The following is an 11,042-nucleotide window of genomic DNA, read 5'->3' on the forward strand; positions in this document are numbered from 1 at the left end:
AAGTTCTACCGACCCGGCAACATCAGCCAAGGCTATGCCACTCGCGCTTGTCACGGCTGAGCAGCTCGTTGCCCGCTTCCGGGCCATCCTCGCCGGCAGGATATTCATGCACCTTGCTCTCGCTGGCCCAGGCATCCAGAAACGGCTGTACGGCACGCCAGCCGTTTTCGATGTTGTCAGCGCGCTGGAACAGCGTCTGGTCACCGGTCAGGCAGTCGTAGATCAGCGTCTCGTAGCCGGTGGCCGGCGGCATCTTGAAAAAGTCCTTGTAGGCAAAGCCGAGCTCGACATTCTCCATGATCATCTCCGGCCCCGGGCGCTTGGCCTGCAGGTCGAACCACATACCTTCATTGGGCTGGATCTGGATTTTCAGGTAGTTGGCCTTGGGCCGCTCCAGCTCCGATTCACGAAACTGTGCGTACGGCGCTGGCTTGAAGCAGATGGCGATCTCGGTGTCACGCACACTCATGCGCTTGCCGGTACGCAGGTAAAACGGCACCCCAGCCCAACGCCAGTTGTCGATCATCACCTTCAAGGCGACATAGGTTTCGGTCTGGCTGTCAGGGGCTACGTTGGCTTCTTCGCGGTATCCCGGCACGCGCTTGCGGCCCTGCTTGCCGACGCTGTACTGGCCGCGCACCGAGTTCTTCAGGGCCATCTTGGTCGACCAGGGACGGATGGCGCCGATCACCTTGGCCTTTTCGCCGCGCACCGCATCGGCGCCGAATGCAGCTGGTGGCTCCATGGCGACCATGGCCAACAGCTGGAACAGATGATTGGGGACCATGTCGCGCAGCGCCCCGGTGTTGTCGTAGAACGCACCACGGGTCTCGACGCCGACGGTCTCGGCAGCGGTGATCTGCACGTGGTCGATGTAGTGATTGTTCCAGAACGATTCAAACAGGCCATTGGAGAAGCGGCTGACCAGGATGTTCTGTACGGTCTCTTTGCCCAGATAATGGTCGATGCGGTAGATCTGTCGTTCATGCATGACCTTGAGCAGGCAGGCGTTGAGCGCTTCGGCGCTGGCCAGGTCGGTGCCAAACGGTTTTTCGATCACCACCCGGCGGAAGCCCCCTGCCGACTCATCGAGCAAGCCCGCCTCGCCCAGCCGCTGCGCGACCTCAGGGAAGAATCGCGGCGAGGTGGCCAGATAAAAGATGGCGTTGCCATGGCGGGTGCCCTCGACGCGCTTGGCCAGGGCCTGATAAGTGGCCGGATCGAGGAAATCACCGGTCTGGTAATCCAGCCGCTTGGCCAGGCGCGCCCAGACCTTTTCATCGAGATTTTTGGGCGCGCCCTCGCCCTGCTCGCGGTTGGCCATGAAACTGTGCAGGCGCTCGGCAAACTCGTCTGCGCTGGCGGCGTTGTGGTCAACGCCGACGATACGCAAATTGCGATCGAGCAGGCCGTCGCGGCTGAGGTTGTACAGCGCCGGCATCAGCAGGCGCTTGACCAGATCACCATTGGCGCCGAACAGGAACAACGTGCACGGCGGTGCTGCGGGTATCTTCGTTTGGCTCATGGGCGCTTGTTCTCGACATGCCCACCAAAGCCCAGGCGCATGGCCGACAGGACCTTGTCGCCGAAGGTGCCCTGCTGCTGGCGTGAACGGAAGCGGGCAAACAGCGCGCTGGACAATACCGGTACCGGCACGGCCTGCTCGACGGCAGCGTCGATGGTCCAGCGGCCTTCACCACTGTCCGACACCGAACCACTGAACTGAGCCAAGGCCGGGTCGGCGACCAGCGCGTCGGCGGTCAGGTCGAGCAGCCACGAGGTGACCACGCTGCCACGGCGCCAGACTTCGGCGATTTCTGCCACGTTCAAGTCAAAGCGCTCGGCCTCGGGCAATTCATCACCGCCCTTGCTGCGCAGCAGGTCGAAGCCTTCGGCATAGGCCTGCATCAAGCCGTATTCGATGCCGTTGTGGATCATCTTCACGTAGTGGCCGGAGCCTGCCGGGCCGGCATGGATGTAACCGTGCTCGGCACGTGCGTGCTCACCTTCGCGGCCTTGGGTGCGCGGGATCTCGCCAACACCCGGGGCCAGTGCGCTGAACAGCGGCTCCAGGCGCTCAAACACGTCTTTCTCGCCGCCAATCATCATGCAATAGCCGCGCTCCAGGCCCCAGACGCCGCCGGAGGTGCCGACATCCAGATAATGCAGGCCACGCTGGGACAGCTCGGCCGCGCGGCGCATGTCGTCTTTGTAGAAGGTATTGCCGCCGTCGATGATCGCATCGCCTGGCTCGAGCAGGTCGGCCAGCTGGCGGATGGTCTGCTCGGTCGGCTCGCCAGCTGGCAGCATCACCCACACGGCGCGCGGAGCTTTGAGTTTTTGAATCATTGCGCCCAGGTCGTGGGCACCCTGGGCGCCTTCATTTTCCAGGGCGGTGACCGCGTCGCGATTGCGGTCATGGACCACGGTACGATGCCCGGCACGCATCAGCCGTCTTGCAATATTGCCGCCCATGCGGCCCAGCCCGACGATTCCCAATTGCATGTGGCGTCGCTCCCCTCAGAAATAGATAACAAGGCGTTTCAGGTTTTCAGATTAGTCCAGCTCATCGGCAAAGGGTTCAGCGACGAACGGCCTGACAACCATAAACAAAAAAGTTCCCAAGCTCGCAGAAAGAATTCAGAATGCGCGCCGTATGAGCGGCTACGCTTAGAATGTCACTAGCCAATTGCGAGGTGTGCAATGGGTACCTTGATGCAAAACACTCCTGTCCAGACCCTTTTTGTTTCCGTTCGCCGTGATGAACTGCGTCGTCTGAAGGAAGAGCGTGACCTGCTGTTGCAACAGGTCGCACAGTTGAGCCTGCAGCTTGAGCAGGGCAAAAACAGCGAAAAGTCCCTCATTAGCTGAGACCCTTTACCTACATTTATCGCACGTAGTTGTTTCTACCTTGGAAGCCTCGCAGGCCCACCCGGCGGCCTGCTTCCAAGGAGTTTCAGCATGAACCGCCCCTGCCTTTACCTATCTGTAGCTTTCCTGTGCCTGCCTGCATACGCGACCGCGGCAACCAAAGAGTGCCAGTCCGTTGCCGACGATGACGTGCTGTCGCTGTTCAGCCAATGGAATGCCAGCTTGCAGAGCGGTGATCCCGCGGCCGTGGCCAGGCTGTATGCAGTAGACGCGCTGTTGCTACCCACGGTGTCCAGTCTGCCGCGGCTGAGCACTGCCGAGCGTGTTGACTACTTCAAGCATTTCCTTGCTGACCGCCCATCCGGCAGGCTCGATAGTCACCATGTCAGCATCGGTTGCAACCAGGCGTCACTGGCCGGGCTGTACACATTCGATTTTGCGGCGACCGGCAAGCAAGTGGCCGCTCGCTATACCTTTACCTACGACTGGACCGGCAGCGAGTGGCTGATCAGCCATCATCATTCCTCGCTGCTGCCTGCTGACTGAAGCTTGTACCAGGCTTGGCAGGGCACGGCAGGCGGGCGCCAAAAGAGCTGCGCAGCAGACAATAAATAAGTTGAATTGGGAACCATTCGCTTTTATCTTGCGCCCGGTCCTCAATTCAACTGTGCCTGTCTGCCAGGGGCGTCGCATGTCGCTGCATGAAACAGATTCGATCATCCCTCTTGATGTTCTCTACGGCACCCAGCGCAGCTGGCTGCAGGCATGGCTGCGGCGTTCGCTGGGCTGCTCGCAGCAGGCTGCCGACCTGGCGCAGGACACGTTCGTGCGCTTGCTGGTGCGTAACCAGCCGATCAGCGACCGCGCCCCACGGGCGTTGCTGGTGCGCATCGCCCGCGGCCTGGTGATCGATCACTGGCGCCGCGATGCACTGGAACGCGCCTACCTTGAGACCCTGGCCCTGCAGCCAGAGGCCAGTTTCCCATCCCCTGCAGTCCGCCATGAGGCGCTGCAATGTCTGGAGCGCATCGCGCAAATGCTCGACGGCCTCAAGCCGGCCGTGCGTGAGGCATTCCTGCTTTACCAACTGAGCGGCCTGACCCACGTGCAAGTAGCCGAGCAGTTGGGTATTTCCAGCCGCACGGCCGAGCGACACGTAGCCAGCGCCCTGCTCCACTGCTATCGGGTGTGCTTCGAGGACGCCCTGTGAGCGCCTGCGCGGAGCGGTTGCCGGAGGCGATCGTGTGCAAGGCCATCGAGTGGCAGATGCGCCTGCGCGATCAGCCGCACCACCCCGAGTTGCAGGCGCAGCTAATGGCGTGGCGGCAGCGCGATGGCCGGCATGAGTTGGCCTGGCTGCGCTTGGGCCAGTTGGCTGGTCAGTTTGACCCTGGGCGGTTACCGGATGCAGCGCAGACCTCGGCCGTGTTACGGCGGGCCGAGGTAGATGTGGGTCGACGGCGGATGCTGTCGTTGCTTGGGGTGGGTTTGGCGGTTGGCAGTGGCGCGTTGCTGTTGAGCCATACCGCACCTGGCTGGCGGAGTGACTTTGCCACGGCTACCGGGGAGCGTCGACGGGTGCCGATGGCCGCTGGTGGTGAGGTGCTGTTGAACACTGACAGTGCAGTGGATATCGAAGCTGGGCGGGTGCTGCTGCGTTCGGGTGAAGTGTTGCTGGATGGGCCTAGCTGGGTTGTCGGTTGCCGCTTCGCCAGTTGTGAAGGGCGCGGAGCGCGGGCGGTGGTGCGGGAGCGGGCTGGGTTCACTGAGGTGCATGTGGCGCGCGGACAAGTGCTGGTGCGCGGGGCTGGCGGGGTGCAGCAGTTGGCTGCGGGGGATGGGGTGGCGGTAGATGGCGGAGGGGTCAGGCCGTTGGTAGGCGTGGGGATCGATCCGTTTGGTTGGAGTCGGGGGGTGTTGGTTGCCAGTGATGTGGGGCTTGGGGAGTTTTTGGCCGAGGCTGGGCGGTATCGGGATGGGTGGCTTGGGTGTGATGCGGGGATTGCCGGGCTGCGATTGAGTGGGGTGTTTCGTTTGGATGACCCTGAGGGGTTGTTGGGCAATATCGAGCGGTTGTTGCCGGTCAGGGTGGTGGAGCGGACGCGGTGGTGGGTTCGGGTTGTGGCGGTTTGATCTGTGGTTTGCTGCTTGTTTTGTGAGCTTATCCATTTTCTGTTGTGGCAGTGCGGGCCCCTTTCGCCCTTACGGCGAGTCACTTTTTTGGCAAACGCCCCAAAAAAGTAACCAAAAAAGGGCTCGCTCCCACATACGGCCCCTGCGCTGCGCTCCGGGGTCCCCTCACTCCGGCATAGCTCCCGGGAGGACCGCGCTGTACGGCCCATCCTGGGCCGCAGCGCTTGCCGGCCATCCATGGCCGGCACCTCCCTTCGCAATGCCTGCGTTCGGCCTCCTGAGGTCGCTGGTAGATCAAGATCAAGAGCACGCCTCGCTGCGCTGGCGCAGATCAAAAGCGAAGGTCAAAAGCTGGGGCCGTTTTGCGGCCCCGCCCTTGATCTGCGCCAGCGCAGCGAAGCGTGCTCTTGATCTTGATCTTGCTCTTGATCCACCGGCGACTCAGGAGGCCGAGCGCAGGTCTTGCGAAGGGAGGTGACGGCCATGGATGGCCGGCAAGCGCTGCGGGCCAGGATGGCCCGTACAGCGCGGTCCTCCCGGGAGCAAGACCGGAGCGAGGGAACCCCGCAGCGCAGCGGAGGGGCCGGATGTGGAGCCAAGCATTTTTTTGGTTACTTTTTTGGGGCGCTTGCCAAAAAAGTGACTCGCCGTAAGGGCGAAAGGGGCCCTAACAGCCACCACAGAAAACGGATAAGCCCACGAGGCAGAGGACAAACCACAAATAACCGAAGCCGCCAGAAAAAACTGTCGGACTTCTCCAGCTCATCCGGTTAGCAAAGATATCCCCTTCAACGGATCACCCCAATGCCACCCCACAGCAGCAACCTCCCCACCGCCCTGGCCCTGGCCCTGACCCTCTTGACCAGCAGCGCCAGCGCCGCCGAAAAAACCGCGCCAGCCATCCCCCCAGGCCCGCTGGCCCAAGCCCTGAGCACCTTCGCCGAACGCTCGGGCATTACCCTCTCCTTCTCCCCAGAAAACGTTCAAAACCTCACAACCCAAGGCACCCAGCCAGGCGGCACGCTCGACGAAGCCCTCGCCCGCCTGCTCCAGGGCACCAACCTTAGCCCGCACAAAACCCAGTCCGGCTACGTCATCCTGCCCACCGCGACCGACACCAGCCTGCAACTCGATCCCACCAACATCGACGCCAACGCAAGCCAAAGCGCCTTCGCCCCGGTCAGCGGCTACTACGCCAGCAACGCCAGCAGCGCAACCAAGACCGACCGCCCGATCCTCGAAACCGCGCAAAGCGTCAGTGTCGTCACCGCCGCGCAGATCGCAGACCGCAAGGTCGACCGCGTCGAAGACGCCGTCGCCTACACCGCCGGCGTGCGTGTGGGCAGCTCGGGCCTGGACCCGCGCTTTGACATGATCAGCGTGCGCGGTTTCGAAACCACCATGTCCGCCGACTTCCTCGACGGCCTGCGCCAACCCGGCAGCGGCTGGCTGTCGCTGTACCAGACCGAAGCCTACAACCTGGAACGCATCGAAGTGGTCAAAGGCCCTGCTTCGGTGCTGTACGGCCAGATCAGCCCCGGCGGCATGGTCAACAGGGTCAGCAAACGCCCGAGCCTGGACGCACGCAACGAAGTGCAGATCCAGGCCGGCAACTATAACCACCAACAAGGCCAGTTCGACCTCGGCGGGCGCCTGGACGAACAAGGCGACCTGCTCTACCGCGTGGTCGGCGTCTACCGCGATGCAGAAAACTACATCGAGCAACTGAACAACGACGTGCGCCTGATCGCGCCCTCGCTGAGCTGGCAGATCGACCCCGACACCCGTCTCACCCTGCTCGCCCAATACCAGGAGCGTGAAACCGCCGGTTCACCGATGCTCTACCAGCAAGGCGAGCACCTGAGCAACTTCTGGCAGGGCGATGAATACTTCGACAAACTCGAACAGCGCCAGTGGACCCTGGGTTACGAGTTCGAGCACACCCTCAACGACACCTTCACCTTCCAGCAGAACCTGCGCTACGGCCAGGTCGACACCACCAACCAGTACATGCAGCCCTTCCAGGAGCGTGGCTCGGTGCTCGATCGACAAGCCGTCGGCGTCTACGAAAACATGACCTCGCTGTCGACCGACACCCGCCTGGTCAGCCGCTTCGACACCGGCAACCTGCGGCACACCCTGGTCAGCGGCTGGGACTATGCGCTGCTTGAAACCGACCTGCTGTACGCCATGGGCCCCGGGCCTTCGATCGATCGCTACGCGCCCGACTACCATCAGCCGGTTGCGCGCCCGAACACGGCCTGGGCCGACGAGGACGGCCTGGAGCACCGCAGCGGCCTGTACCTGCAAGACCAGATCGAGATCGACCGCTGGCGCCTGTCGGCGGGGCTGCGTCGTGACAAGGTAGATGTACGCCGCAGCAATCACCTCGCCGGCAGCAAGCGCAAGGACGACGACGCGGCCACCACCGGCTCGATCGGCGCGCTGTACCTGTTCGACAACGGTGTCGCGCCCTACGTCAGCTATGCCACCTCGTTTTTGCCACAGAGCAGCAGCCAGCCCGATGGCAGCCCCTACAAGGCCACCGAAGGTGAGCAATATGAGTTGGGCGTGAAGTACCAACCACCGGGCAGCTCGACCCTGCTCACCGCCTCGCTGTACCACCTGACCCAGCAAAACGTACTGACCCGCGACCTGGCCGACCCGACCCGCAGCATCGCCACCGGTGAGCAGACCTCAAAGGGCCTGGAGCTGGAAGCGGTATCCGACCTGAGCGAGCGCCTCAAGCTGACTGCCAGCTACAGCTACAACGATGCCGAGGTGACCAAGAGCAACGACGGCAACCAGGGCAAGCAACCGCTCAACGTGCCACGCCATCTGGCCTCGATGTGGCTCGACTACCGCTTGCCGTTCGGCCTCGGCCTGGGCGCGGGTGCGCGCTACACCGGCAGCAACTTCGGCGATGCCGCCAACACCCAGAAGAACGAGGGCTACACCCTGGTCGACGCTGGCGTGCACTACGACTTTGCCGGCGACCTGGACGGCGTGCGCCTGGGCTTCAATGCGCGCAACCTGCTCGACAAGCGCTACATCAATTGCCAGCAGGGTTACTGCTATCGCGGCGAGGCACGCAGCCTGGTCACCAGCCTCAGCTATCGCTGGTAAGGAGAACACTGATGATGCGCACACTGTGGATTTACCTGAGCGCCCTGTTGTTTGCCGGGCTGGCACACGCCGCGCCGGTGACACTGGACGGCACCGAACAATGGACGATGAAAAGCGCCGAAGGCCGCGAGTACCGGATCATGGTCAGCCTGCCGGAAGGCGATGTGCCGTGGACCGGTGGCTACCCGGTGATCTACCTGCTCGACGGCAACGCGTACTTCCCGGCCTTCCACGCCGCCAAGCGCGCGCAGGAGCGCTTGCGCGGCTCGATTCTGGTGGCGATCGGTTATCCCAGTGACACCCCGCTGGACTTCGAGCGCCGCGCCTTCGACCTGTCTCCGCCGCAACCGGCCGAACGCAACGTGCCGCCGCAGGGCGGCCAGGACGTGTTTCTGGGTTTCATCGAAAAGCGGCTGATGCCTGAGGTCAACAGCCGCTTCAAGGTCGATCAAGACCAACGCAGCCTGGTCGGGCACTCGTTTGGTGGCATGTTCGCGGTGTATACCCTGTTCACCCGCCCGGCGCTGTTTCAGCATGCCGTGGCGATCAGCCCCAGCCTGTGGTGGCGTGACCGCTACTTGCTGGAACACGAGCGCACGTTCACCCAGCGTGCCCATGCCGGTCAGATCGACCTCACCCACAGCAGCCTGAGCCTGCTGATTGGTGATCGCGAGATGCCCCAGGAGATCCAGGACGCGCGCTCGCTGCAGTTGCGTCTGGAGCAGCTGTCGCAGTACGGCCTGCGCAGTGATTTCCAGATCGAGCCAGGCGAAGACCATATGTCGGCGCCATTTCGTGTTGCCCCGCGCGTGCTCGACGAACTGATGAGCACACGTCGCTACTGACCGACAGACATCACCCCAAAGCGGCGCACCAACACGGTGCGCCAGATCCAAGGCGCACCCCGCTGGCGCATTGCATCCATGACATGAAACTGTCGTAAATGGTCGAGATCTTCGCCATTTACACCTCGCTACAGACGCCAACGTTTGCGTCTGGCCCGCCTCATAACGAAAGTGACCGGCGGGTCACCTTTTTATCACCTACTCTCCTACACTCAAATTCCGGCCCGCCATTTGCTCTGTCTTGAAGTGACGCAAATAAGTCGAACTTTTCAAAACGGCGGTGGGTCAGCAAGTAAGTAGGCCAGGCGAGGGAAAAAACCAGCCCTGGTCAAGCCATCCCAGACCGATCGACCGCCTTTGGCAAGTATGCCGATTGCGCAGTGCCCGCGCGCACGATCACGAGCATGGATAGCACTACACCGTTTTGACCAGAGAGAACCCAACACGAAGCAATGCGACGGGTGCCAGCCACCCGACCAGATTAGGGATGGAGAGAAGAATGATCAGTGCCGCTGTCGAGCCACACGCAAGTACTTTCAACCCGAACAACCGCGAGCCGCTGCAGATGGAGCGCGGGACGGCAGGCAAGGCACCTGGTGCCGAGCGCCAGAACAACCCGAACAAGCGCAAGGTTCTCTTTGTTACTTCGGAATTCGCCGACCTGGTCAAGACCGGCGGCCTGGGCGACGTTTCGGCCGCACTGCCGCGTGCCATGGCTCACCTGCACGATGTACGGGTGCTGATCCCCGGCTACCCGCAGGTGGTCGACAGCGACTACCCGATCCATATCGTTGGCGAACTCGGCGGCCACGCTGCTCTGCCGCCGTGCAAGATCGGCCGTATGGACCTGCCCGATGGCCTGGTCATCTATGTGCTGATCTGCCCGGAACTGTATGAGCGAGAAGGCTCGCCCTACGGCGCCAACAACGGGCGCGATTGGCCGGACAACCATATTCGCTTCGCCCGCCTCGGCTTGGCCGCAGCAGAAATCGCTGCTGGCGAGGGCCTGGCACACTGGACCCCGGAGCTGGTCCACGCCCACGACTGGCCGGCTGGCCTGGCACCGGCTTACATGCACTGGCGCGGTCTGAAGACACCGACTCTGTTCACCATCCACAATCTGGCCTATCAGGGCGTGTACAACCGTGGCTGCAGCCCGGAGCTGGCGATCCCTGATCATGCCATGCAGCAGGAAGGCATGGAGTTCTACGGCAAGCTGTCGTTCCTCAAGGCCGGCCTGGCTTATTCCAGCCACATCACCACGGTCAGCGCCACTTACGCCAAGGAAATCACCACCCCCGAGTTCGGTTGTGGCCTGGACGGCTTCCTTGCCAGCAAGGCGCAACAGGGCTTGCTTGGCGGCATTCCCAACGGCATCGACGAAAGCTGGGATTCGGCGACCGACAAGCACCTGGTGCACAACTTCAGCATCAACGACTGGGACGGCAAGGCGCGCAATGCCGCGCAGGTCCGCGAGCTGTTCGAACTCGAGCCATCCGACGGCCCGCTGTTCGCGGTGGTCTCGCGGCTGGTGTTCCAGAAAGGTCTGGACCTGACCTTGGCCGTTGCCGACTTCATCGTCGAGCAAGGCGGCCAGATCGCGATCATCGGCCGCGGCGAGCCGGAAGAAGAACAGGCCATGCGCGAGCTTGCCCTGCGTCACCCAGGCCGGATCGGCGTGCGCATTGGTTTCAACGAAACCGACGCCCGGCGCATGTTCGCCGGCAGCGATTTCCTGCTGATGCCATCGCGTTACGAACCCTGCGGCTTGAGCCAGATGTACGCCCAGCGCTTCGGTTCGCTGCCGGTGGCGCGCAATACCGGCGGCCTGGCCGACACCATCGACAATGGCGTCACCGGTTTCCTGTTCAACGAATCCACCGTAGACAGCTATCGCGAGGCGCTGAGCCGCGCCTTCTATATCTATGGCAAGAAAGACCTGCTGCATGCCATGCGCTGCCTGTCGATGACCCAGCCATTCAACTGGTGTCAGGCGGTCGAACCCTATGCGCACCTTTATGAAGATCTGGTCAAACAGGTCCAGCTGAGCAATTACTGATCGGAGCT

Annotated in this window: 9 protein-coding genes; 7 read left to right on the forward strand and 2 right to left on the reverse strand. The window is 62.5% G+C overall.

All coding sequences use genetic code 11. The annotated features are described in order from the left end of the window. Positions 1-22: 22 nt before the first annotated feature. Positions 23-1,525: a glucose-6-phosphate dehydrogenase gene (gene zwf, locus K3F44_RS10875; RefSeq protein WP_101320901.1), complete on the reverse strand. Its 1,503-nt coding sequence runs from the start codon at positions 1,523-1,525 to the stop codon at positions 23-25. Then, positions 1,522-2,505 (reverse strand): phosphogluconate dehydrogenase (NAD(+)-dependent, decarboxylating), encoded by a 984-nt coding sequence (gnd, locus tag K3F44_RS10880; RefSeq protein ID WP_101320903.1) that lies wholly within the window; start codon positions 2,503-2,505, stop codon positions 1,522-1,524. Before gnd ends, zwf begins: the two co-directional genes overlap by 4 nt. 198 nt (positions 2,506-2,703) lie before the next feature. On the opposite strand from gnd, the gene K3F44_RS10885 reads away from it, so the two are divergent. The 7 genes from K3F44_RS10885 (at position 2,704) to glgA (ending at position 11,034) form a co-directional block, all read left to right on the forward strand. Beyond that, positions 2,704-2,871 (forward strand): DUF6026 family protein, encoded by a 168-nt coding sequence (locus K3F44_RS10885; protein WP_178080778.1) that lies wholly within the window; start codon positions 2,704-2,706, stop codon positions 2,869-2,871. A gap of 90 nt (positions 2,872-2,961) precedes the next feature. After that, entirely contained in the window at positions 2,962-3,417 is a 456-nt protein-coding gene (locus tag K3F44_RS10890; RefSeq protein ID WP_220634013.1) for a DUF4440 domain-containing protein, read from the forward strand. A gap of 145 nt (positions 3,418-3,562) precedes the next feature. Continuing rightward, entirely contained in the window at positions 3,563-4,081 is a 519-nt protein-coding gene (locus K3F44_RS10895; RefSeq protein WP_220634014.1) for a sigma-70 family RNA polymerase sigma factor, read from the forward strand. Beyond that, positions 4,078-5,004, forward strand: coding sequence for a DUF4880 domain-containing protein (locus tag K3F44_RS10900; RefSeq protein ID WP_220634015.1), 927 nt, complete (start codon positions 4,078-4,080; stop codon positions 5,002-5,004). Before K3F44_RS10895 ends, K3F44_RS10900 begins: the two co-directional genes overlap by 4 nt. Before the next feature lie 804 nt (positions 5,005-5,808). Then, positions 5,809-8,130 carry a TonB-dependent siderophore receptor gene (locus tag K3F44_RS10905; RefSeq protein ID WP_220634016.1) on the forward strand — a complete coding sequence of 774 codons (2,322 nt, stop codon included), beginning with the start codon at positions 5,809-5,811 and terminating at the stop codon, positions 8,128-8,130. Between the two features lie 11 nt (positions 8,131-8,141). Then, positions 8,142-8,975 carry an alpha/beta hydrolase gene (locus tag K3F44_RS10910; RefSeq protein ID WP_220634017.1) on the forward strand — a complete coding sequence of 278 codons (834 nt, stop codon included), beginning with the start codon at positions 8,142-8,144 and terminating at the stop codon, positions 8,973-8,975. Between the two features lie 499 nt (positions 8,976-9,474). After that, the gene (gene glgA / locus K3F44_RS10915; RefSeq protein WP_101320916.1) at positions 9,475-11,034 is read left to right on the forward strand and encodes a glycogen synthase GlgA; all 1,560 of its coding nucleotides are present in this window, start codon (positions 9,475-9,477) and stop codon (positions 11,032-11,034) included. Positions 11,035-11,042 lie beyond the last annotated feature (8 nt).

This window comes from Pseudomonas sp. S07E 245, assembly GCF_019599025.1.
Classification (GTDB): Bacteria; Pseudomonadota; Gammaproteobacteria; order Pseudomonadales; family Pseudomonadaceae; genus Aquipseudomonas; species Aquipseudomonas shirazensis.

Coding starts and splice junctions, on each gene's coding strand:
- K3F44_RS10885 (WP_178080778.1), top strand. CDS start 2,704: ATGGGTACCTTGATGCAAAACACTCCTGTCCAGACCCTTTTTGTTTCC.
- K3F44_RS10895 (WP_220634014.1), top strand. CDS start 3,563: ATGTCGCTGCATGAAACAGATTCGATCATCCCTCTTGATGTTCTCTAC.
- K3F44_RS10890 (WP_220634013.1), top strand. CDS start 2,962: ATGAACCGCCCCTGCCTTTACCTATCTGTAGCTTTCCTGTGCCTGCCT.
- glgA (WP_101320916.1), top strand. CDS start 9,475: ATGATCAGTGCCGCTGTCGAGCCACACGCAAGTACTTTCAACCCGAAC.
- gnd (WP_101320903.1), bottom strand. CDS start 2,505: ATGCAATTGGGAATCGTCGGGCTGGGCCGCATGGGCGGCAATATTGCA.
- K3F44_RS10910 (WP_220634017.1), top strand. CDS start 8,142: ATGATGCGCACACTGTGGATTTACCTGAGCGCCCTGTTGTTTGCCGGG.
- zwf (WP_101320901.1), bottom strand. CDS start 1,525: ATGAGCCAAACGAAGATACCCGCAGCACCGCCGTGCACGTTGTTCCTG.
- K3F44_RS10905 (WP_220634016.1), top strand. CDS start 5,809: ATGCCACCCCACAGCAGCAACCTCCCCACCGCCCTGGCCCTGGCCCTG.